Below are 22,590 nucleotides of genomic sequence, written 5' to 3' on the forward strand. Positions count from 1 at the left end.
CACTATCAACTGGTCGTCAGCAGAAAAACGGGTTGAACGAGCACTTGAGCGTCGATTCTGCAAATCAACAGAACATGACTCTCGAGGCAAAAACACCCTACTCAGGTCTAGCTGTGAGTAGAGGACTGGTATGTCGAGAGAACTTCCTCTAGGAGTTCGTCGATAATTTCCCAGAGGATTAGGGATGGGGTATTGTGCTTGAACGTAATCCCCCATCTGTCTTCACTCGTCCCTGTTTTGTACTGGAAATGTGCTCGGCCGAGGTTAGGCTGATCCTCATCCTGATGCCAACCAGCGTGGAATCCTGTATTTGGATCGGTGTAATTCACCCGAAACCAATCATGAGGTGTCTGTCGATACCAAGCAATAATCAGTTTCGGCGGTTCTGGTCCTGTCTGTGGATCGAGGCGCGTTGGATCGAACGTTGCTTGTAGCTGTTTGGCTTGGACGTCGTCAGGAACGTACTCAACTGCCGTGATATGAGGGACACGCTCAAGGACGTCACGCTTGAGTTGTGCATACAGATTCGCGTTTGGATCGCCTCCCGGATGTTGGATGGACATTCATCAACTCCTGGCATCAGCATGTTCTGCGTTCGGAGCTAGGAAGTCCCATTCGCGGATTGCGAATCCAACGATCTGGATACGTCGTCGGAGATGTGTCCACTTCCGTGCGATTTCGCGTCGACGACCCTCCTCATCGGGATCAAGATCCTCATCAGCGAGGGTAGCTCGAAGCCTGTTCGGTGACTCAACTTCAAACTCTTCTTCCCATTCGCGAATTTGCCTTTTCATCTCGGTGAGCCGATCGGTAAGATCCTCTACTGTTCGACCTCCATCACGGAGTCGCATTGCTTCCTGCATCGCTTGCTGGCGATAGTCCGGATAGTACGTTGTGTGAGTCCCGCTATCATCTTGATGGAGGACTCCGTCGTTGACGAGTCGCCCTAGGACACGCTTGGTCGGTTCATGTGACCATTCCGCCTCTGAAGCGATCCAATTTGCTGTTTTTGGTTCTGACAACTGGCGAGCGACCATCCGTACGCGGTCTTCTCCAGTTGTCTGGCGGTCTCTGAGCCCGGTAGTAGCATCCGGCGTTTCCTCGGTCATGGTTCATACTTCGGTTGCTATCTTAATATAGGTTGAGGCTATTCGAGCTATATAGACAAATCGGCAGTGGTTCGAACTGTAGACTACTCGAGTTCGAAGACAGCAACTTCAGCTCTTCCACAATACGGACACGTGCTTTTCGCCGACTCGAGCGTCGTTCCACAGTACCGACACTCGTAGATGGTCAAAGGCCGGTGCTCTCGTCCTAGCAACCATTGGAGAACTATCATTCTGTCTCCTCCAGTGATTTTCGACCAGTTCGAACGCACTCCCAGCAGGGCAGCGAACTGAGATCAGCACAGACACACTCCGTTGGCTCGTCGTTTTCGCTCTCGTGTGCTTGCTCTGGCTCCTGGCTTTCGGCGGGGATACCACCGTCAGCAATGAGTTGTTGGTCTGTTACTGCCTGGATGAGCGGTCGTCGGATCGCGATCGAAACTCGGTGTTTACACGCCCCTTCGTAGTACTCATCAGCGGGGCACTCACAGTGTGTTGGAACCCCGTTTTCGATCGTCACTGTGTACTCGTGATCGGCTGGGGTTTCGTGACTGGCATTCCTGACGAGGACGCCTTCCGGGACGAGTGTGTATTCAAATGCTTCGTACTGGGCGCGTTTGGCCGTTCGCCGAGTAAACTCGAGTTGGGTGAGTGGATGTCTCTCCATTCGATTTTCACGCAGGACACAGTTTGATGCCCTGCACCCCCTGTGGGGCACACAAAAACAGCTACTCGAAGAAGAGCGATTCTTACACGCCAAGGCGTGTTTACTATGAGCTTCGCTTCACGTTCTTCAATGTGTCACTAAATCGTCGGATACGACCTCGAATCTTTCACTGATAGCCTGTTACAAGAGTTATTTCCCGCGAATGAAAATCAAAGAATACAACGGGAGTTCCACGGGTTACCTGACCTGTGGTCGTTTACGTCATTATCGTAGTAATCATTATCTGGAGTATGACCTTTTACCCTTTTGAGCATTAAGGACCTCGAGAAGTGCGTTTCGGTGGGTTCGGATCGTCGCTGTGGATGTGTTTGCCACGTCTGCGATCTCTCGTTGGGTGATCGGGTACCCGAGTTCTTCACCTGCTTCGTACACACAGGCTGCAGCGAGTCCCTGGGGTTGACGCCCGACCGTAACCGCAGCGTTGTCGGCGATCGTCGCAATCCTCAGTGCTTGATACCGAACCTCATCAGGCAGCTCAAGTTTACTCGAGAGTCGCGGGAGAACGTTCTGTGGACGTGGAACCACCGTTGGCAACTCGAGTGTGACATTCAGAATTGTGTATGCACGCTCGATCTGTGCTCGTGGGCACGTCGCTACGTATCGGATCTCCTCAAGCGTTCGTCCGAGACCGTTGCATCGACAGACTGCGTACACGCTCGCTGTCGCGATTGAATCAAGGGATCGGCCTCGACAGAGATCGTGACTCTGGGCACGGCGAAAGAGTGTACATGCCTGCTCAACGAGTGACATCGGAAACTCGAGAGCACTCATGAGTCGACGCACTTCTCCGAGTCCATATGCGAGATTCTGTTCGCGCTTTGATCGCCACTGACTCCGCCGGTGATGGTAGCGAAGGCGATTGAAGTGGCGACGTTTCCGTCCAGACAGTGTGTTTCCCTGGCCGTCACTATGCCAGCCAATTTCTGTCGACAGTCCTCGATCGTGACGGCCTGCAGTTAGGGGAGCTCCCGTCCGACGCCGATCTGGGTTTTCAACTGTAGCGATCCATTCTGCACTGTGATCGAGTACATCTTCGTCGACGATCAGACCACACGTTCTACAGTAGGTTTCTCGGTTCGCTGTGACGAGTTCGCTACCGCACTCTGGACACGACGTCTTTGGCTGCGTTTCTCTTTCTAACTCTCGGTCGAAGCGACTGCTGAAGGTCCTGGTTGTAGCCATCACTAACTCCGACGAGGCAACAATCTGTTTGCCCCGTCACCCCTTACGGGGACATAAACCGTCTCGAGCGATGGAACCGAGGCAACCGGAATGAGCGAAACGCCAGTATACACTGCAAACAAAGCATACGTCATGGGGACGATATCGACGCGGATTCCGGATGATCTCGAAGCGGATCTCGAAGCATATCTCGAGGAAGAACGTCTGGATCGGAGCACCGCAGTGCGAAAACTCTTCTCGGAGGGGCTCGAGAAGTGGCGTCGAGAGCAAGCACTCGAACGGCTCGCCGCTGATGAGATCACGTTCACGAAAGCCGCCCAACGTGCAGGGATGTCTGTCTGGGAGTTTGCCCAGCTCGCAAAGGATCGTGACACCACGTGGGTGTCTGGCGATCACCTGGAAGCCGACTTCGAGGAACTGTAAATCGCCTCGGGTCTTGACTCCGAGGCAGTTCACACAGAAAATGAGGGTGATTGGCCTTCTATAGACTGCAAGGCAGAGTACCACGGGTCACCCGACCCGTGGGTGAATGCCGACAGCCCCCAACCCATACATTTACTAGTACATAAGACAAGTAACTGATAATGCAAGATGCAGAACTAACCCAGACGCTCTCCTTTGGATTAACCATCCACGAAGGTAGTTCTGACAACTTGCTAGAGGGCTGTCTCGAAGCACGATGAATCAGAAACGAGGTCAACCGTCTCGACCGTGAAGGCTGGGACTGGGACGACATCCACGACACGGTAGTGGACACCGCCACCCACGTCAAAAACACCACGCAGCTCCTCGTGCAGAAAGCACTCACGGAGATTGAAACGTACTTCGACCACAAAGACAATGGCTGGGGCCGACCGTTTCCCTACATTCACGAGCCGTATCCAATGCGAATGAACCACGACGAAGGATACGCACTCACCGTGGACGACTCAGGAAACGTACGATTCCGTGTCAGTTATAAGCCATACAACTACGTCAAGGGCGCGCTTCGCGGTAGTCCCGATCACCTCGACCGTGTGAAGAAGGCACTTTCCTCGGATACGTGGCGGGTGGGAGTTGCAGAACTCGTTCAGAAACACAACGAGTGGCGACTCCACGTCACCGTCACGCACAAACAGCGCACGGTTCGGGCGCCTGAAGAGGCTGCCACAGTGGTTGGCGTAGACATCAACGAAGACTGCGTTGGACTCACCGCGATGACCCGAGACGGAGACGTGCTCGATTCACTCGTTATTGAGTATCCAGACATCAAGCGTCTTCGCCACGAATACTTCACGAAGCGTAAGCGGATGCAGAAGGTTGGGCAGACTGTGTTCGAAACCGTGGTTCGGACGGAAGAACGCGACTTCGTTCACGACCACCTCCACAAAGTATCGCGTGACGTGACTCGATGGGTTTCACAATTCACGAATCCAGTACTCGTCTTTGAAGACCTCAAAGACATGCGAGACTCCATTGACTATGGCACGCGAGTGAACCGGCGCTTGCACAGCCTTCCGTTCGCCGCACTTCGTGATATGATGACGTACAAAGCCGCTTGGGAAGCCATTCCTTCGGATGAAGTTGACCCCGAGTACACGAGCCAGCGGTGTCCACGGACGAAGTGTTTGCACACAGAGCGAGCGAATCGGCACAAGAAGCGATTCAAGTGCAACGAATGCGGGTTCCAAGACCATGCGGATAGAAAGGCAGCAGTTTGTGTGGCGCAAGAATGGTTTGACGAACAGGATGAAAATGTGCCGTCTCTCGAAACCCTTCCGCGCGTGCGGAAGGTGAGACGGGCGGCATCGGGCCTGTGTGAAGAGGCCGACTCTCACGGAGCAGTTTTTGCTTCGGGTGTTCACCGACACGGAACGTCGGCGCGAGGCAACCGCCAAGCGCGAGAGGAATTAAAGACTGTTGGGTCCACGGTGGATTAGACACAGACGCCACGGGTCACCCGACCCGTGGTACTTCACAACTTGTTGACAGCGGTATCTAGATACATGGCACACACTCCAGAACTCCCTGAAAAATACGTTTGCACGCAGTGTCAGGTAATACACGCCGGTACGGTCTCCGAACAAACTGATAACGGTCACCAGTACGATGCACCTGCAAAATGTGGATGCTGCGGTGCAACAGAGCTGGTCGCCCAAGAAAACTGGCCACATTTCAACCGGTAACCGAACGCCGACGTGGATCAGCCACGTTCTGTATCGATACTCTTTAATTCGAACCAGACCCCGATCAAAGCGACTACGAAAACGACGAATAGAATAGCCATTCCGACGTTTTGTCCCCAGCCAGTAACCTGCGGTAGGAGGAATCCACCGACCCATCCTATGAGGACGCTTCCGAGGGTGACCGATGCCATCAGGAGTATCAAAAGCCGATCGGAAAACTCACTCATACCACGCTTTTGCTTCTGACAGCGATAAACAGGCAGCCTGAATTAGCTATATAGGGGTAAGCTAGCCAGACCATTTGAATTCCTTATAATACTATGTGGGTCCGGGCAGAGAGAACTACCTTGCTGTCGGAATACGGTAATGGAGCGTGGTCACGATGAATGAGCAGTCCTCGAACGGTAGTGAACGACAAGATGAGCCGTCACCTACTCTCTGTGAAGGCTCATGCTCGACTACTATTGCCACTCGTGTGAGCAGAAATTCTCCGACGATAGCGAGAACAAGTACAATACGTACGAGTTTACACATTGCCCACGCTGCGGTAGCGCGAAGACAACACTCGCGTGTTGACATTCATCCACGACTGAAGTCGTGGGATTCCTTCCGTGGGACAGCAGGCCGTTCCTGTGTCCCCGGAAGCGATATTCCCACCGGGATGGTGGTACTCTGGTTTGTGCGCGTATGCGTCAGGCCTCAGCTGAGGCGTGGTGTGCTTGGGTATCTGCTTACACCGCACGGGACGTGCCATCGCCCTTACTCCCTATCGGGAGAGCAAGCCGTTCGCAGCGCAGGGTTGCTTTTTGTTGATGGAGACCCCGATCCAACTCCAGTTTTCGCCACGAGTCCAGCTTACTCAAACGTAAGCTGTCTGCCTGCTTAATTCTCGTGGTTGGTGTCGCGGGTTGTCGGATTCATCCCACGACTAAAGTCGTGGGCTTTCTCCTCGACTCTCTGTAACTCTACTCCGGTAGGTTCTGGCAGAACTCACCGATCACTCTACATGGGCACTGATCGTTCAGGAGGTGACGACCGATGGCCGCCACACCTCGAGAGGGCACCCGGCTCGAGGTCGACAACCCGGGCTACTGCAAGTGGTACGGAGTCGACCTCCCGTCGCTACTCCTCGACGGCCCGATCGCCGGCGACACCAACCATCTACCGGCCGAACTCTGTGGCGACTGCAAAGGCAAACAGGTCCTCACGGCGGCCGAACGTAAACGCCGCGTGGAAGCCTGTTGCCAGCTGGTTCCCGAGATCGGCCCGGCACACATCAAGGACTCGAGTATCGGTCACACGGGAGAGCGCGGGACAATATACGCCTATGGTATCTGTTTCCAAGCCTACGGCCGACGCTTCGAGGTACTCGATCGGGACAGTGACGTCATCGCCGAGTTCGCATTCAGTTACGGAATGGGATCGGAGTGGTGTGTCGATCACGACGCGATCCCGGCGGACGTTATCGAGCACGTCATGAAGATCTTGACGCCGCTCTCACTCGAGACCGATCCTCATCTCGTGTCTGAGGAAACGGACGGTGATTCACAGTGAGCGACTCACCGATCCTCCGAGACGACCGCAATGGCGCGGTTTTCAGCGACGACAGTGTCTACCGATACAGACTGTGGCGGACGTGGGACACCTCGAAGCCGACGCTGGCGTTTCTCATGCTCAACCCGAGTACGGCCGACGCGACCGAGGACGACCCGACGATTCGGCGCTGTCTCGGCTTCGCGAAAGAGTGGGACTACGGCTCACTCGCCGTCGTGAACCTGTTCGCACTTCGAAGTCCCGACCCCGCCGCCCTTCGAGAGCACGCTGATCCCGTTGGCCCGGAGAACGACGATCATCTTCAGGCCGTTTGCGAGGAGGTCGAGACGGTCGTCGCCGCGTGGGGCGCGAACGGCTCGCTCCAGGGGCGGGCCAGCGAGGTCGCCAGGCTCCTTGAGGGCAACCTCCATGCGCTCGACACGACGAAGAACGGCCATCCGGTGCATCCGTTGTATCAGCCAGCAGACGCCGAACCAGAGCTATGGAGCGCGTCCGAATTAGGAGACCAGGTAGACGACTAACAGCCACAGCTCGCTCACGTCGACACGAGTTCACGACTCACTGTGGTAATCGGCGCGTCGGTTCGAGCACGGATCACCGGCCACGGCTGACGTCACGAAACGACGTCCGGAGGCGCAAAACCGCCCACGCTCGACCCCTGGCCGCTGTAGGTTCGTTCCTATCATTTACCTGTACACCACATTGAGCTAGCATGGTCTCCTCCTATTCTGAAACGGATCAGATAACCCCAGTTGTTGAAGTCGTTCGATGGTGACGATACTGTATGTCTGATGGCCCTAATGCCCGAATTGATAACCCGGAGTGCCTTTGTGAAACGATCGATGGCATAATCAGCAACCTCGAGGACAGCGAGATTATCGATCACGAGCGGGCCTCAGAACTCCGATCTAGCCTCTATCGATCGACATTCCTGATAGAAAGGCTGAACCAACAGATCAGGACTTGGAAAATGGAGGCTGACTTGGACTTCTTCCGGCCCGAGGCGGGCTGTTTCTATTCAATACAGCAAGAGAAGATGGCCAGACGCGCACTCGAGGACCGGATCGGTGATGACCTCTACAAACTCGACGTGCGCGAAATGATCTACCTTATCGGGATGCAGAATCTCGACGATACCGAATCTATCCTCCGTGAGTGGGGCGCAAACATCTAATCCAACTCTTAAAACCTCATTGAACGGACAAGCCCGGCGATGCACCCACAGGACAACCTGCAGGGAATTCTGGAAGCAGTTTAGGCGCAGTTAGCGACTAAGACTTTGCTCGACGAACCAGAATCCAGTTAGCAAAACGCTTGTCGCTAAGATAACAAGCGCTCCTCGATGATACGTGAAGCTTTCATCTACTGGAAACTGCATAACAAGGCTGGGAGGCACTGTCCATGCCCAGATCGCCGTATTGACAACCATGGCTACGCCGGCAATGCTCAGCGCGCCGGCAATCGTCGGCGAGGAAACGACACCGAGAAGATGTCCGGACAAAACTACGATCATGAGCGCAGCGAGCAACCCTACCGTTTCCATTCTCACAGGAGCGAACTCGTAATATGTCGCAGCAGCAAGCTCATCAATAATCACGTAAGGAAGTAGGATACCGCCGCCGAGACCCAGACAAGCGACCAATCCAACTAAGCACGGCCCCCGAGAACTCATGTACTCTGAAACAAGCCCAATTGCAAAAGAAACGCACCTTGCCTATTTCGGGACGTCAGTACGAAATAAAACACAAGCAGAATGAATCGATAAATAGTATCGGCTTGAAGACGCTACCTGGTAAATTGAGAGGTAGTTGCAGGACGAAAGCTACGTGTAGATATATTCGACTTACATATGCTCTTCTCTCCTTTCTGGTCAGGCAACGGACTCATTGGCGTCTATTGATACCATTAAACATGGCGACATCGACGATAGCGAGATCAAGGTCTGCCCCATCTCCCAGCGAGACTGCTACGTCTCCCATACTAAAAATAGGCTTTGAGCGAGGAATACTATTCGCACCTTATTTCAGACGGTATACCCCGTCTCCGTTACAACTACTGGATTAGACTTCACCGTTCAACTAGGTAGTTCTCCTCTGCAGTTTCGACGATAGCATAGAGATCAATATACGGAAGATATCAACCGTCAGTAATTATTCTCAGGAGATAAATAATACTGAGAAGAAGGCGATAGCAATCGCTGACGTAAGTGTAGTTATTACGGTGAGACTGAAACCGATAATTGGCGATATAGGGACCACCGGATTATAATTCGTCAATTCCAGAGTCATTGGTTAGATTATAGAACACGCAGTTGAAGAACATATGCATCAATTCAGTACTCGATTCGTGCTCCACGCTCACCCCTGACGTTCAGCAATAAGGCATTTCGAGCATCTGATTTGCTGAAAATATGATTGGCGAAACATCACAATTGTGATGGTAATATAGGCGACGTACATCAACTGGTGAGAGGAATCTGCTGGTGAAATCCATTTGAGGCTGAGTCCATTACTTAGTCTATGGGTGACGCCCACTCGCGGACAGCACAAAAGGACGAGTACGCCGCGATCATCGATCAAGGGCAGGTCACCGACGAGGTTCGAAATATCGCCTTGAAATACGACCCCTTGAATCGGATGGGGCGCGACGGATTTCACGTCACAAAGGATGGCGAACTCCACATCGACGACGAGAAAGTGATTGAGGAACACAAAATTGTCGCAAACAAGATTCCGAACGACGCAATCAAGATTGTTCGCCTGCCCGCCGAACGCGGCGAACTGGTCCATCAATACGGTGAAAACGGGTTCCGGCTCTACGAATTGCCAGCCCCGATCGAAGACCGAGTCGTCGGTATCCTAGGCCCAAACGGGGGCGGGAAATCGACCGCGCTCCGGATCCTCAGTGGTTTGTTAAAACCGAACTTAGGGAACGCTGACGACGAGCCAGACTGGGACGATATCGTCCGTGAGTTCCGCGGGACTGCAGTCCAGAATTACCTCGAGAAGCTTCGGGACGGCGCCGTCCAGTCTGTATATAAACCACAGCGAGTCGATCGAATCCCCGAGCGCTACGATGGGACCGTTCGAGACCTCCTCAAGGAGCGTGACGAACGATCTATCCGCAACGAGGCTATCGAACGGTTGGACCTCGAGGAGATCGTTGATCGGGATCTCGATGACCTCTCAGGCGGCGAACTCCAGCGAGTCGCGATTGCAGCGACGCTCGTCGCCAACGTGGACAGCTATCTGATCGACGAACCCTCGTCATACCTCGACGCCGGCCTGCGGGTGACTGTCGCACGAGCACTCAAGGAGCTTGCAAGAGGAAAGCAGGTCCTCGTCGTCGACCATGATCTCATCACACTCGATGTCGTAGCCGACAACATTCACGTCTTTTACGGGGACCCCGGCGGGTTCGGTGTTGTCTCGCGACCGCTCTCCGCTCGACGAGGGATCAATCAGTTTCTGGATGGGCACTTACGAGGTGAAAACGTCCGCATTCGAGAAACTGCTATTGACTTCCTCAGACGATCCGACCGACGTGACATCGACGGCGCGCCGTTCCTCGAGTTTCCGACCCTCCGAAAGGAGTTCGACTCATTTACGCTTGAAGTGGAATCGGGTACTATCTTCGAGGGAGAGATCCTCGGAATTTTCGGCCGTAATGGCCTCGGAAAGAGTACGTTCGCGAGGCTGTTAGCGGGCGTCCTCGAACCGGATACCGGAGAACTAGAGACGAACGCGACAATCTCGTACAAACCGCAGTACCTTGACCCGCCCGTTGGCGGCACGGTCCGAGACCTCTTTGTCAATCATGTCGATATTTACGATCAGGAGTTCGAAACGAGGATTCAGAAGCCGTTCGATCTCGAGTCACTGTTCAAACGGGGGGTCGACGACCTCTCCGGCGGCGAACTACAGCGCATTAGCATTGCACTCGCGCTCGCCAGAGACGCGGAGATATACTTGTTAGACGAACCATCAGCGTACCTCGATGCGGAACAGCGGATGTCATTTGCTGCGACGCTCCGTCAGTTCATCGATCAGACCGGTTCACCCTGTCTCGTTATCGAGCACGACCTCCTGCTGCTGGATTATCTCTCCGATCGGGCAATGGTGTTTGAAGGCAACCCTGGGGCAAACGGCATCGGTCGATCACCCCAATCTGTCCGTCAGGGGATTAATCGATTTCTCAAGACCGTCGATGTGACATTTCGGAAGGATCCAAACACTGGGCGACCGCGTGCAAACAAGCCTGGCAGCCAGAAAGATCGAGAACAGAAGAATTTGGACGACTATTATGCCTCGTAATGCCGTCAAGAGAGGATCGGCTACGTGTAGCGCGAGAGACGCTGCACCATACCCCCCCTCAATGGACGAGCGAAGCTATTTGAACTCAACCATGTCACTGTATGGTATGCACCCCGTTCTCCCGATCACTCTCGAAACGCCGGACGAGATCTTGGTGGGCGAACCCGTCACTGTCCGTGTTCGCGATCACTGGAAAAGGCCCGTCGAGGGTGTCACCATCAGAACCAGTCGCCGGATCTTGGGACGGACTGACGACACGGGACGCTGTCGAATCGAACTTGCCGCTCCCGGATTCTGGAAACTCCTCGTCGTTAAGTCACCCGACGAACGGTTCGCGTACGAACCTTTGACGGCGCTCGTCCGAGTCCTTCCCGGCGCGTCGCCGCTCACCGACCGCGTCGCAGCCCCAGCCACGTGAAGCGGACCGAGAACCGAACGTTCGAGACGTTCACCGATCTGGTAGGGTTCTCGAGACCACGGGCGGGTGCAACTCGTATACGCAGAGGGTTGATTCCGGTGAGCCAGCCCCATCACTCAAGCCGGCTTCGAAATCGGTGGCGGGTCTGTGGCCCGACGATGAAGTATCTCGGAAAATCGGAACCGATGCGCAACGGCAACCACGACTCTGTGTTCGAGTGTTCGACGTGTGGCGAACGCCGTCTCCGTGGCTGGAACTGCTTCTACGTACTGAAACCGAGAGCGTAACCCTGTGAGCGAGCGGTGCATGAATACGACGGGCCAACAGCCTTGTCACTCATCGGTGGAGGTCAGCCCGGTCTGATACCCTCCCATGCCAGAGGATACAGACCGTTAGGCATCGAAGCGGACGAGTCGCACCATCATAACCCGGCCACTCCCCCAGGTGGCCGTTTTTGCTACCGATCCACGTGCTGAAACCTGTATTTCGAGGGTAACTAATCGTACAGGTAGGTAAGGAGAAACGCGAACGCCATCGGTGTTGGCGCCGCGTTCGGCTGGGGCGGCAAGGACTACGTCGCTGAAAACATCGAGAACTGGATGGACTAGACGAACAACGTCGTGCCGAGCGAGAACGCTCCGGCGGCCGATCGACCGACGACGACTGACCGCTCAGTCCTTCTTCGCAGTGACCGCGTTCACATTCTGGCGGCGCCAGCAGGAAGCAAAAAGATGAGTTCCACGGGGGAGAGACTAACTCCCGAGTCCGCGCACGTCCCGTTCGAGGAGGTTCGCGTACTCGAGGCGGACTCGACGAGCACGTTCATCCGAGATCATCTCATCAGCGTAGATCTGGTCGGAAATCGGATGATACCGGGTCGTATCGAAGTTCATCAGTTCTAGATACTTCCAGACTGACGTCGAGTTCAATCCTCGTTCGATCGCTGAATCACTGAGGTGCTGAAGGTTGGCATACTCCGGGATTCCAATTCGGTCGGAATCGATCCCTGGGTCACCGACTTCAACCGGTAAGTCATCGGTCAGCCGGATGAGTGGGTCCAGATCCGCAAGCAGTCGCAGGATCTGGGACGGGAGTGCCGTGTCGGGCGACCGCCACTCGACGGTCGGGGTCTTATCGCGGAGTCTGACCGGTGTCATCACGACATTTTCACGGTCGAACAACTCGCTGAACTGCTCCGGAGTGACGTCGCGCTTGAGCGCCATTGCTCGTAGTTCGTCGTAGACCTGTTGGAGTCGTGATTCCCACTCGGCCACATCGTCGGTATACTCCCATAGCACCCGGAACTTGCCGAAGTTGTAGCCCGCCTTGTACCGGTAGGCATAGGCGCGAGAGGAACACGCCAGTCGTTCGCTCTTGTAATAGGGTGACGAACAGGTGAGAGCCAGCGCCGGGTCGAGCGCCGTCAAGAGGTTCAACTGCCGGGCTACGTTCCCTTTCTCGAAGTGAATGTGGGTGCCCGCGCAGTTTTTCGCGACTTCCATGCCGTCTCCATAAATCTGTTCGAGGATCTCCCCTCGTTCCGAGGGGATTCCTGATGGATTCTCACTGAGCGGCGTTCCCAGTGGAACGAGCCTTCGGTCTGTTTCGGCTGCTTCTTCGAGGAGGCGCTCGAGGACATCCCGGAGACTGTCCGCGATGGTAGCAACTGAGTCCCCTGGCGGTGTCCGAACTTCGATGAGCGATTCAACGAATTCGGGAAGGGCATTGTCGTGTACCTCGGTGAGGTCGTGACCGTCACAGAGGTGTCCGTACTCGTCGACGACCCAAAATTCCATTTCAAGTCCGATAGTCATTCCTGATTCTAGGGCCCACACGGGGATAAACATCTCACCGACCAGTATTGTCAAATCGAAGTTCGGTATTTTATAAAGTCGGAATGGTAAGCGAGTTTCCCCCCCCCTCTTCGAACGGCGTTATATCTGGGAGGATGGTCGTCCTAATATGGCCGACCGGGAGGAATAATGTTATTTCACCAGGTAATCGACGGCAGTGAGCTAGAGTGTCCGATTGTCGATGATCCGAAGAGGAGCGCACTGTTTGGCGATTTGTCCGGCACCGAATTCCGAAAGACGGGATTTAGGTTCATTGAGGACAGAAACACTGCCTATTTCTAATGGCATTTTTGAAGTATATCTACAGGAAAACAGGCAGAGTGCCTCGGGGCTTGACCCCGAGGCGGTTCACGTTATCCATGTTACTTCGAAACCCCGGTGACCTTCGGTGCCGAGTCCCGAGAAATAACGGCGGCTGAATTGAATCCTCGAGCGATCAACCATAGTGCAAGACCAATTTCAAACATTGCGCCGGGAATGTAGAGTAGATAGAGGATCGGCCCGGTACCAGCACTGATAATCTCGACTACCATTAATACCAGTAACGCAGGGTAGCCGACCAGACCTAGGATCGAAATAAAATTTGGGACTAGCTTTGTCTGATACAATAAATAGCAGAACGGTAGGCTACCGATGCTAAGCCCTATCATCGCAATACGATAGGCGAAAAAATCTCCTTGCACAACCAACGTGCCTACTGCGTGTAGCGAGGTAGCAGCAGCGCCACTCGCTTGCATATATTCCTGACTCAATGGAATGAGCAGTAGTAGACTGATGATACCTCCAACCATAACGATCGACTCGAAAATTCTGGTCACGACGTAACCAACAGCTATCGTTTCATTGTATTGCTTTATGACTGGGTAGACGAACAAACTGATGCCCACGACGGCCGCAGAATTGATCGCCATGATGAGCGCCCCGATGGTCAATTGCATCGGATTCCCAGAAATTGCGGCCAAGGGATCTGCTGCAGTGGTGAGAGGTAATATGTGAGTCCCCTGCGGTATGCCATAGGTAAGATATCCAAGTATTATTAGCACGCCTACCATTCTCGCGTTCCACTTGTATGAATTCATTTTTAATGTTGTTTCGATGGCTTCAGTCGGCGAGTTCATGACGCCGTTGGTCGTCCGTTTGAGGGATGTCTTCATCGAGTGTGTCATTGTGGACCGGGTTCCGATGGAGGAATGCACCGACGGCGATGATCCATATTACGCCCGGTATCAACCCTGTCTGGAAGGTCATCGACAGATCTGTGTAACCATGGGCCTGGACGATTGCGAAGGAGAGTGCTCCGATGCTAGCGAGGATGCTTAGCCCACCCATCCCACTAAACCAATCCAGTCGAACTGGCGATTCGACGTTGGCAAAAAACGCCCCAGCAAAGAGCCCCGCCGCAATACCGAACATGAACCACTGAAGGCTGAAAAGACCACCTTCGATCTGCCGAACGGCGAAGGCTGACTCGTAGAGCAGTTCCTGCTGGTCCGGCCCGGCCGCTGCCCATCGATCGACCAGAATTCCGAGGGCCACGCCGTCGACTGCGGCGAAGATGGCGTACACGCCCGCACATATCACCATCGCCGCTCCAGCGAGGACTGCCCATACGCCAGCGACCCCTCTGCGCAGCCGCCAGGTCAGGGCGAGGAGGGCAGCACCCATTAACAGAATCCCGAGGAACTCCCCCAAGTGGTAGAGGGCCCAACTCGATTCGGCTGCGTAATCCGAGAAAGCTTCCTGAGTGTGATGCGGTGGCGTCCATGGGTGCAAATATGCTGACACACCATAGACCACGAGCCCTGTTATTGCTGCGATGGATCCAACTTTCGAGAAATACCGTTCAGATGGAGCAGTTGCTATCTTGTTATTTGATTTTTTCATAATGGTGAATTAGGGTTGAACTCTACAGATGATAAATCTACCTTCAGAAAAATAGACTTAACTATCAATGGAATAATAGTCGATGCCGCTGTGTTCAATATATCCAAAGTGGTCGTCATCCCCACTCTTAGTACGGCTGTTTCGCGCTTATGACGAAGTGCTAAACCTATCCTCTGAGTCGGTGACGTCGTCTCTGACAAGAACTGGGTAGTTCATTTAGCGTTTGCTGAACTCAGAGCGCAAATCTCCCATGGAGTGGTGGTTCAACCGACGGTAATGATCCTGTCATCGGACCGCGCCAGCCGACGCAAACCAATCAGGTAACTCGCTAACTCTTCCGGGGGACGAGTATCGGTAGCGTGGCGCTGCCAGTGGCCCGTTGGCCCACGAAGCGTAGATTCCCACCCATCCGAATCGACGGGAGTAACGTAGGAACCTCGAGAAGCCCACGACGTTAGTCATGGGAGTACGTCACGATAGCGCATTCACCGTTAGATGCCGTCGTACACTGGGCCGCGCATTAACTCGCTCGAGCGCATGCCTTCGGTATGCCCCAGGAAGACGTTGCTCAGTTTACTGTCCGATCTGTACAGGTCCTCGCAGAGGATGAAACAGTTGACGATGAATTGGTGCCCGAGTTGACCGACGATCAGTTGCTCGACTTGTATGAACAGATGAAACGGTCGCGCAGACTCGACGAGCGCGGAATTGCGTTGCAACGCCGGGGTGAACTCGGGACATACGCACCGGCGATCGGACAAGAGGCGGCACAGGTCGGGAGCGCATACGCCCTGGCAGATGACGATTGGCTCGTCCCATCGTTCCGCGAGCAAGCTGCGCTACTGACGCATGGAACCGGGCCCGAACAGATCCTCCAGTACGCAATGGGGATGGAGGAGGGTGCCGAAATACCGGGCGGGAAGGGCGCCCTGCCGCCAGCCATTCCTGTTGGGAGCCAGCCGCTGCACGCCGTTGGCATCGGCTGGGGGGAGGCATTGCAAGACCGCGACACGGTCGCCATTACGTACTTCGGAGATGGGGCGACCAGCGAAGGTGACGTCTACGAAGCGTTCAACTTCGCCGGCGTCTCTGACTCTCAGACGGTTTTTATCTGCCAGAACAATCGGTATGCCATCTCGACGGGGGTTGAGAAGCAAACCAAAGCAAAGACGCTGGCTCAAAAGGCAATTGCGGCAGGCATCGAGGGGATTCAAGTCGACGGCAATGACGTCCTGGGCGTCTACCGTGTCGCCAGGGAAGCGGTCGAAAAAGCCCGGAACGGTAATCCGGTCCTGATCGAGGCGTTGACGTACCGGCGCTCGATGCACACGACCTCCGATGACCCTACAGCCTACCGCGGCCACGAGGAGGAAGCGGAGTGGGAGCTTCGTGATCCCATCCTGCGGTTCCAGGTGTTCCTCGAAAATCGAGAGATTCTGGATGAGGAAACGGAGGATACGATCGACGAACGAATCGAGTCCGAACTCGCTGACGCGATCGACCAGGCAAACGAGGATCGTCAGGCAATCGACCCGGCGGATATGTTCCGCTTTGTGTACGATGACATGCCGTCTGAACTCGAACAACAGTTCGATGCCTTCGAGGAAGGTATCGGGGGTGATACGGATGACTGAACGCCTTCGAATGGTCGAGGCTGTTCGTGATACCCTGGATGCGGAGTTAGCCCGCGACGATAGCGTCGTCGTCTACGGGGAGGACGTTGGTCGGGTTGGTGGGGTATTCAGGGCGACTCAGGGTTTGATCGACGACTATCCGGATCGGGTGTTCGACACACCGGTCGCAGAGGCGGGGATTATCGGCACAGGCGTTGGACTCGCAGCCACTGGAATGAAGCCGGTCGCAGAGATCCAGTTCCAGAGTTTCCTCTATCAGGGATTTCACCAGCTAGCACAGCACGTTGCGCGTATACGAAGCCGAAGTCGGGGGACAATAACCTGTCCCATGACAATCCGAATGCCCTACGGTGGCGGGATCCGTGCATTGGAACTTCACTCGGAGAGTTACGAGGCCGGCTTTTCCCACCTCCCCGGCCTGCAGGTCGTCTTCCCGTCTTCCCCGGCCGAGACGAAGGGCCTGCTCACGTCCGCTATTCGCGACCCCGATCCGGTCATATTTATGGAACCGACGCGGCTGTACCGCTCGTTTCGTGAGGAGGTGCCTGACCAACACAAAATCCCGCTCGGTGAGGCCCGCGTCGTCGAGTTCGGCGACGACGTTACGGTGGTTGCGTGGGGTTCGATGCTCCGCAAGACGCTTGACGCCGTCAACGACGTCGAAGCAAGCGTTGAGGTGATCGACCCACGGACGCTTTACCCGCTGGACACGCAGACTATCGTCGAGTCCGTGAAGAAGACTGGCCGCTGCGTCGTCGTTCACGAGGCGCCTAAGACGGCCGGAATGGGCGGAGAGATCACGGCTCGCATCAACGAGGAGGCGTTTCTTTACCTCGAGGCGCCGGTCGAACGAGTGACCGGTTACGACGTGCCTGTGCCGCTGTTCGCCCGCGAGGACAACTACCTGCCCGATGAGGACCGCATCAGAAACGGGATAAGCCGGGCTCTCGAGTTCGGGTAGAAATGCGCAAGAATTCATCGAGAGTACAGCGAAAAGGGTTCGTTGTCTCCTTTATTCCACTCACGATACCTGTGGCTTCATCGTTTGTCTGATAGAGTTCTCATCACTGGATTCCTTTGGCGAAAGCCCGGCAGCGAAACGGCCGTTGGCCGTGAGCAGCCCGGAACGTGGAGGCGGGTGGGGCGGTGGGTAGTGGGTGATCGGGCACCAATAAAAAAGAGAACTCGTTGGGCTACTCCCACCAGGACTCGCGCTCTGGGAATCTGATTTCCGACCAGTGAGTCAGCGCGATCGAACACCGTCCATTGTACCAGTTCTTCGCCGCCGCCCTGAACCGCACCCGTTCGCCTTCTCGAACCATCGTCTGAGTGCTCTTCGTCCAGATCGTGAACTTCGTTCGACCCGTCTCGTCTTCGAGCAATCCAACCTGTTGAATCGCGGGACTTGAGGCATCCCACAGTTCCAGCACACGGCCTTCCACACTGACCTCGCCTCGCCTGATCGACTCGAGGTCTCCAATCGGTACAATCGTCCCTGCCTCGTGTTGTATCTCTTCTTTGGTGTCCATCACCGCCTCGAACATGTCTTTGCCCTCGAGAACTCGACTGGCAATCCGCTTTCCGATGACCGCTCGCGTGTACCCACCTTGGACGTCCTCTGCCAACCGCTGTGCCTGCTGATTGATCTGTCCCAGTTCTCCACGTTCGAGTTTCTCTCGAGGGTCGACTTCTTTGACCACTCGCTCACGACGTGCTGCTTCGACCACCGCTCTCGTTCGCTCCGCTCTCCCCTCCTGTCGACCGAACGCCGCCTGTACGCTGATTCGCTCGAGTTCTTCCTCTCTCGCTCGAATGCGCTCTTCCTGGGCCAGGGTGACGCCGTAGATCCGATCGTCGCTGGTGTCGACGATTCCTTCCGGATGGTTCGAATCCACCTTCGCCTGTATCTCCATCTCGATCGTTGGCCGAAATTCCGGAGTCTCATCGACGACGTCCGCTCCTTCTTGAACCGCCTCCTGTTCGTACGCCTGTTCATCGACCGAAACGACCTTACTAACCGACTTCTTAGTAGACATTGGATTCTAAGTCCAAAGGCGCTCACTCAGCGTCTTTTTCGACACCACGACTCTCCAGCCCTGGCTCTCTTCGTCGTTCAACTTTTCATCACACGCGTCTCGCTCGCGCCTTCGCACGCGCCCCCTGGGGCGCGAGCGAGACGCCCTGATGTCAGACCTAACCAGTAGCGCGCGGCGCTTCAACCGGAGCGAGCGTCCAGCGGGATATGCCCGCTCGTGTTCGGCCCGCAAGGGGCGCAACCGACGGGGATACCTGCTGGCGTCGAGGGCACATCCACTTTAGCCCGGCAGCCCGCCCGCTACTGCAGGCAGGCAGCCCGGAATGGTCGGTCGCGAGCGATGCGGAGGGTGGAAGCGACGAGCGGTGCGCGCCGTCAGGTCAAGTGTGTAACCTGATTCAGGTGCTAAGCCCCTTCTTTAAGAGCAACATAGAATACGAAGTGACCGAGTAGCACAAGAAGGGGGAATACAGCGACACACGAGTTTCTGAACTTAGTTGCTAAGTCCCCCTTCCTCAAGGACCAATGCAGGGAGTGATACGGCAGAGTAGCGCAGTAGGGAGGGATACAGCGCCCCCAGAAATTGGAAATTTCTGGTGTGCGAGCGAGACGCAGAGCGTCTCGTCAACGGCGCACATTCTCAAACACCCACGATACCCACTTCAGAGGTCTACCGCTACCTTTATGTCTATCCATAGTCTATACAATGGTGATGGATAGGTTTGAAATCGAAGGCGAGGAAGTCCTCGATGGCACGGCAAAACCGTCGGGCAATAGCGCTCACGTCATCGTTCCCAAACGCTGGCGCGGAGCCGACGTGAAAGTCGTCCGCGTCTCCAAACCTAACTCAGACGAATAGTCAATGCAGTACAACTACAAGTATCGAATTGACCCGCCAGAACCCCTCCAAGAGGAGCTTCTGTATCACGTCGATACTTGTAGACAACTGTACAACAACGTTCTCTACCTACTCAACGACGCAGACGATATCCCATCCCGCTACGAGGTGCAAGGGCAACTCCCCGACCTCAAAACGTGGTGGGACGACCTGAACAACGTTCACTCGAAAGTCCTCCAGATGGTCGTCAAGCGCGTCTACGACAACCTCTCCACGCTCAAAGCACAGAAGGAGAACGGGCGTTCCGTGGGGATGCTCAAGTGGAAACCGCCTCGGGAGTATCGGTCGCTCACCTACAACCAGTCCGGCTTCAAACTCAAGAATACGAGTGGTCGGCCCATCTTGTGGTTGAGCAAGATTGGTGAGATTCCGATTCACCTCCACCGAGACATCCCCGAGGACGCGACCATCAAACAGGTCACGGTCAAGCGAGACCACGGGTGAGTGGTACGCCACGTTCGGCATCGACGTGGAGAAAGATCCTCCCGAGAAACCTGAGACGACCGAGGAGGTCGTTGGCATCGACGTAGGGATTCTCAAGTACGCACACGATACCAAGGGATACGCTATTGAAAGTCCTGACTTGAGTGAAGAACGTGACCGACTCGACTGCGCCCAACGCAACCTCTCACGGAAAGAACACGGGTCTGCGAATTGGGAGAAACAGCGAGAGGTCGTCGCCCGGCGCCATGCTGACCTGAAACGGAAGCGTCGAGACTTCCTCCACAAGTTGTCGAACTACTACGCCCAAGAGTATGACCTCGTGGCGGTCGAGGATTTGGACGCGAAAGGGTTGGTCGAACTCCCCGGCAACTCTCGGGACCGAGTGGGGGCGGCGTGGGGAACGTTCCTACGAATGCTCGAATACAAGTGCGAGCGCGAGGGAACGCATTTCGTCGCTGTTGATCCGAAGAATACGACGAAGGAGTGCGCGTCCTGCGGTATCAAGACGGACAAACCGTTGTGGGTTCGTGAACACTCGTGTCCGGCGTGTGGGTTTGAATCGGATAGAGACGCGAATGCAGCATGGAACATCCTTTCCCGTGGCCTCGAAGACGTAGGAGTGGTTCACTCCGAATTAACGCCTGTGGAGACTGCGCTCCCTGTTGATACTTCTGTGTCTGCAAAGCGTGTCGTGGAAACAGGAAGCCCCACCCTCACAGAGTGAACGGTTCGATCGTGAACGTTTATGGGGGTAGTTCACGCCGGTTTCGCGTCTGAGCGAGCGAAGACCGAAAGCGCACTTAATACGGCAACCGAAGAGCGGGAGTGAGCGACGGTCAGAAGCGGCGAGCGGGACGTGCCGTTATTCGAGGAGGGAACAACCACCCTAGCAGCCAGCTGATTGGTCCACACGGGTGGGTCCGAAAGGGGCTGGCGCGCTCGGGGATCCCCGTCGACGCAAGCACCGCAACTTCGTGAGGACCGCAGAGAGATCTTCGCAAGTGATACGAGCGAAGGCCAGCGAGACGCATGTGTCTCACCAGTCGCGGGACTCGAACACGCTAGGAGGCTTTCACGGTAGTGTACACTCGAGTCTCCTCAGAACAACTCAGCACTCATTCTTCACCTTGATAGTCATCTCGAGGCACAGAGACACTCATAGCCCTGCGATGAGCGTCCAACAACAAACGCGTGGATCTCAGTTGCAAGTAGGAACATTTGTTCAGCACGATTCGCCCCAGCCAGCCCATCCTGATAATACGTTTTTGCTCGATGATCACGCCAGAGGTCTGCAAGATTTTCGGCAGTCGCTTCAGAGAAGACCCCGACGGAAGCCGCTTCCCGATACACACCAGAATGCGTTCCGGGCAAGTCCACAGGTTGCATCGTCCCTCGTTCCAAGAGCCGAAACTCCACAGTCCGTTCGATTGCAACAAAGGACGCCTCAATGACGAGAGTGTAATACCCCTCTTCTCGGAGCGTCTCTGCACCGGCTAGCAGTCGGCATGCTTTTCGAAGTTGGAGGAGTGCAGCGTCTTCGACATCGAGGCCGAGTTCAATCTCGGTTGGCTGGCGGTCGAATGCTGCTTGCACATCGTCGATCAGTTGATCGATCCGCGTACTACTCATCGGCGAACACCGCCTTACGCACTGCCTGGATCCGGTCATCGCCATACACCGTGATTCCTTCTTGGAAAATTTCTCGCAGTTTCGATCCGGCACGCTGTGCACTCTCTTTAGATTCGACGTATGGCTCGAAGTCAAACCGGTCTCCATCAAAACGGCGGTCACTTAGATCACTGACGACGTCAGTTACGAAACGGCGTGCGGTCGTTCGATCACCATCGACGACGACGAACAGATCGATATCACTCTGTCTGTCGGCTTCGCCACGAGCAACGCTTCCGAAGACGACGATTCCGAGAAGATCATCTACGCTGTCGGCGTCAGTCATAGCCCCATGAGTCTGTTCAATAAATGCGCGTATCGGGGCGTGGAACTCCGTCTGTTCGATAGCTAATAGCGGATCATCTTTTTGTAATCGCCGAGGATTGATAGCTACGTAATTTCGCTGGGGTGTTTCACGAACATGGACTGCACCAATTCCATCGAGTAAATCAATAGCTCTCCACACTGTGGATCGAGTAACATCGGTCGCGTTGACGAGTTCAGCTATAGTAAACTCTGTCTCGTGCGCATCAGCCAACAGACGAAGGATATCGTCAGCTGCAGCAATTCGGAAGATATCGATATCATCGGCAGGATTGACATCGATACACACCGCCATATCTTGACCCGTGATTTCAGACACTGTATGATATTGTGCAACGAGATATAAATAACTTGTTCTAGCAGATTAAGCGCTGGGTGCTGTGGT

Annotated in this window: 22 protein-coding genes and 2 pseudogenes; 12 read left to right on the forward strand and 12 right to left on the reverse strand. The window is 55.1% G+C overall.

Annotated features, from left to right (window positions below; translation table 11 throughout):
• Nucleotides 1-107: 107 nt before the first annotated feature.
• From ACFQS4_RS05330 to ACFQS4_RS05345, 4 genes are all read right to left on the reverse strand, one after another.
• Nucleotides 108-563, reverse strand: coding sequence for a hypothetical protein (locus tag ACFQS4_RS05330; RefSeq protein ID WP_497902633.1), 456 nt, complete (start codon nt 561-563; stop codon nt 108-110).
• Nucleotides 564-566: 3 nt separating this feature from the next.
• Complete coding sequence (locus tag ACFQS4_RS05335; protein ID WP_497902634.1) at nt 567-1,109, reverse strand: DUF7342 family protein; 543 nt, start codon at nt 1,107-1,109, stop codon at nt 567-569.
• Between the two features lie 226 nt (nt 1,110-1,335).
• Nucleotides 1,336-1,773 carry an SWIM zinc finger family protein gene (locus tag ACFQS4_RS05340; RefSeq protein ID WP_497902635.1) on the reverse strand — a complete coding sequence of 146 codons (438 nt, stop codon included), beginning with the start codon at nt 1,771-1,773 and terminating at the stop codon, nt 1,336-1,338.
• Between the two features lie 279 nt (nt 1,774-2,052).
• Nucleotides 2,053-3,015, reverse strand: a complete 963-nt coding sequence (locus tag ACFQS4_RS05345; protein ID WP_497902636.1) for a transcription initiation factor IIB — start codon at nt 3,013-3,015, stop codon at nt 2,053-2,055.
• Nucleotides 3,016-3,147: 132 nt separating this feature from the next.
• Here ACFQS4_RS05345 and ACFQS4_RS05350 point away from each other — a divergent pair, with 132 nt between their 5' ends.
• Both ACFQS4_RS05350 and ACFQS4_RS05355 read left to right on the forward strand, forming a co-directional pair.
• On the forward strand, nt 3,148-3,438 hold the full coding sequence (locus tag ACFQS4_RS05350) for a hypothetical protein (protein WP_497903152.1): 291 nt from the start codon (nt 3,148-3,150) through the stop codon (nt 3,436-3,438).
• Between the two features lie 326 nt (nt 3,439-3,764).
• Entirely contained in the window at nt 3,765-4,934 is a 1,170-nt protein-coding gene (locus tag ACFQS4_RS05355) for an RNA-guided endonuclease TnpB family protein (protein WP_497902637.1), read from the forward strand.
• 263 nt (nt 4,935-5,197) lie between these two features.
• Here the strand turns inward: ACFQS4_RS05355 and ACFQS4_RS05360 are convergent, their stop codons facing one another.
• Nucleotides 5,198-5,407 carry a hypothetical protein gene (locus tag ACFQS4_RS05360; protein WP_497902638.1) on the reverse strand — a complete coding sequence of 70 codons (210 nt, stop codon included), beginning with the start codon at nt 5,405-5,407 and terminating at the stop codon, nt 5,198-5,200.
• Nucleotides 5,408-6,218: 811 nt separating this feature from the next.
• Here ACFQS4_RS05360 and ACFQS4_RS05365 point away from each other — a divergent pair.
• The 3 genes from ACFQS4_RS05365 to ACFQS4_RS05375 all read left to right on the forward strand — a co-directional run bounded on the left by ACFQS4_RS05365 (nt 6,219) and on the right by ACFQS4_RS05375 (nt 7,908).
• The gene (locus tag ACFQS4_RS05365; protein WP_497902639.1) at nt 6,219-6,734 is read left to right on the forward strand and encodes a hypothetical protein; all 516 of its coding nucleotides are present in this window, start codon (nt 6,219-6,221) and stop codon (nt 6,732-6,734) included.
• A complete protein-coding gene (locus ACFQS4_RS05370) occupies nt 6,731-7,255 on the forward strand; it encodes a DUF1643 domain-containing protein (RefSeq protein WP_497902640.1) in 525 nt (174 codons plus the stop codon). The genes ACFQS4_RS05365 and ACFQS4_RS05370 overlap by 4 nt, the downstream gene beginning before the upstream one ends.
• 263 nt (nt 7,256-7,518) lie before the next feature.
• Nucleotides 7,519-7,908: a DUF7970 domain-containing protein gene (locus ACFQS4_RS05375; RefSeq protein ID WP_497902641.1), complete on the forward strand. Its 390-nt coding sequence runs from the start codon at nt 7,519-7,521 to the stop codon at nt 7,906-7,908.
• A gap of 90 nt (nt 7,909-7,998) precedes the next feature.
• Here ACFQS4_RS05375 and ACFQS4_RS05380 read toward each other — a convergent pair whose 3' ends face one another.
• Nucleotides 7,999-8,406: a DUF7548 family protein gene (locus ACFQS4_RS05380; protein ID WP_497902642.1), complete on the reverse strand. Its 408-nt coding sequence runs from the start codon at nt 8,404-8,406 to the stop codon at nt 7,999-8,001.
• 847 nt (nt 8,407-9,253) lie between these two features.
• On the opposite strand from ACFQS4_RS05380, the gene ACFQS4_RS05385 reads away from it, so the two are divergent.
• From ACFQS4_RS05385 to ACFQS4_RS05395, 3 genes and pseudogenes are all read left to right on the forward strand, one after another.
• A complete protein-coding gene (locus ACFQS4_RS05385; protein WP_500192395.1) occupies nt 9,254-11,047 on the forward strand; it encodes a ribosome biogenesis/translation initiation ATPase RLI in 1,794 nt (597 codons plus the stop codon).
• 106 nt (nt 11,048-11,153) lie between these two features.
• Nucleotides 11,154-11,465, forward strand: coding sequence for a carboxypeptidase regulatory-like domain-containing protein (locus ACFQS4_RS05390; RefSeq protein ID WP_497902643.1), 312 nt, complete (start codon nt 11,154-11,156; stop codon nt 11,463-11,465).
• Nucleotides 11,466-11,989: 524 nt separating this feature from the next.
• A pseudogene (locus tag ACFQS4_RS05395) lies at nt 11,990-12,070 on the forward strand (mechanosensitive ion channel family protein); the annotation flags it as partial.
• A 147-nt stretch (nt 12,071-12,217) separates the two neighbouring features.
• Here the strand turns inward: ACFQS4_RS05395 and ACFQS4_RS05400 are convergent.
• From ACFQS4_RS05400 to ACFQS4_RS05410, 3 genes are all read right to left on the reverse strand, one after another.
• Nucleotides 12,218-13,279 (reverse strand): glutamate-cysteine ligase family protein, encoded by a 1,062-nt coding sequence (locus ACFQS4_RS05400; RefSeq protein WP_497902644.1) that lies wholly within the window; start codon nt 13,277-13,279, stop codon nt 12,218-12,220.
• A gap of 401 nt (nt 13,280-13,680) precedes the next feature.
• The gene (locus tag ACFQS4_RS05405) at nt 13,681-14,472 is read right to left on the reverse strand and encodes a DUF4386 domain-containing protein (protein ID WP_497902645.1); all 792 of its coding nucleotides are present in this window, start codon (nt 14,470-14,472) and stop codon (nt 13,681-13,683) included.
• On the reverse strand, nt 14,420-15,202 hold the full coding sequence (locus ACFQS4_RS05410) for a hypothetical protein (protein ID WP_497902646.1): 783 nt from the start codon (nt 15,200-15,202) through the stop codon (nt 14,420-14,422). The genes ACFQS4_RS05405 and ACFQS4_RS05410 overlap by 53 nt, the downstream gene beginning before the upstream one ends.
• A 548-nt stretch (nt 15,203-15,750) precedes the next feature.
• Between ACFQS4_RS05410 and pdhA the strand changes: the two genes are divergently transcribed.
• Both pdhA and ACFQS4_RS05420 read left to right on the forward strand, forming a co-directional pair.
• Nucleotides 15,751-16,836 (forward strand): pyruvate dehydrogenase (acetyl-transferring) E1 component subunit alpha, encoded by a 1,086-nt coding sequence (pdhA, locus tag ACFQS4_RS05415; RefSeq protein ID WP_497902647.1) that lies wholly within the window; start codon nt 15,751-15,753, stop codon nt 16,834-16,836.
• Nucleotides 16,829-17,797 carry an alpha-ketoacid dehydrogenase subunit beta gene (locus ACFQS4_RS05420; RefSeq protein WP_497902648.1) on the forward strand — a complete coding sequence of 323 codons (969 nt, stop codon included), beginning with the start codon at nt 16,829-16,831 and terminating at the stop codon, nt 17,795-17,797. Before pdhA ends, ACFQS4_RS05420 begins: the two co-directional genes overlap by 8 nt.
• A 232-nt stretch (nt 17,798-18,029) precedes the next feature.
• Here the strand turns inward: ACFQS4_RS05420 and ACFQS4_RS05425 are convergent, their stop codons facing one another.
• Nucleotides 18,030-18,872, reverse strand: coding sequence for a DNA-binding protein (locus tag ACFQS4_RS05425; protein ID WP_497902649.1), 843 nt, complete (start codon nt 18,870-18,872; stop codon nt 18,030-18,032).
• 708 nt (nt 18,873-19,580) lie between these two features.
• Between ACFQS4_RS05425 and ACFQS4_RS05430 the strand changes: the two genes are divergently transcribed.
• Nucleotides 19,581-19,730 (forward strand): DUF2080 family transposase-associated protein, encoded by a 150-nt coding sequence (locus tag ACFQS4_RS05430; protein WP_253438152.1) that lies wholly within the window; start codon nt 19,581-19,583, stop codon nt 19,728-19,730.
• 3 nt (nt 19,731-19,733) lie between these two features.
• Nucleotides 19,734-20,937: pseudogene (locus ACFQS4_RS05435) on the forward strand (RNA-guided endonuclease InsQ/TnpB family protein).
• A 410-nt stretch (nt 20,938-21,347) separates the two neighbouring features.
• On the opposite strand, the gene ACFQS4_RS05440 reads toward ACFQS4_RS05435, so the two are convergent.
• On the reverse strand, nt 21,348-21,842 hold the full coding sequence (locus tag ACFQS4_RS05440) for a DUF8154 family protein (RefSeq protein ID WP_497902650.1): 495 nt from the start codon (nt 21,840-21,842) through the stop codon (nt 21,348-21,350).
• A complete protein-coding gene (locus ACFQS4_RS05445; RefSeq protein ID WP_497902651.1) occupies nt 21,835-22,524 on the reverse strand; it encodes a nucleotidyltransferase domain-containing protein in 690 nt (229 codons plus the stop codon). Before ACFQS4_RS05445 ends, ACFQS4_RS05440 begins: the two co-directional genes overlap by 8 nt.
• Nucleotides 22,525-22,590: the final 66 nt, after the last annotated feature.

It is taken from the genome of Saliphagus sp. GCM10025317, assembly GCF_042663665.1.
Lineage (GTDB): Archaea > Halobacteriota > Halobacteria > Halobacteriales > Natrialbaceae > Natronosalvus.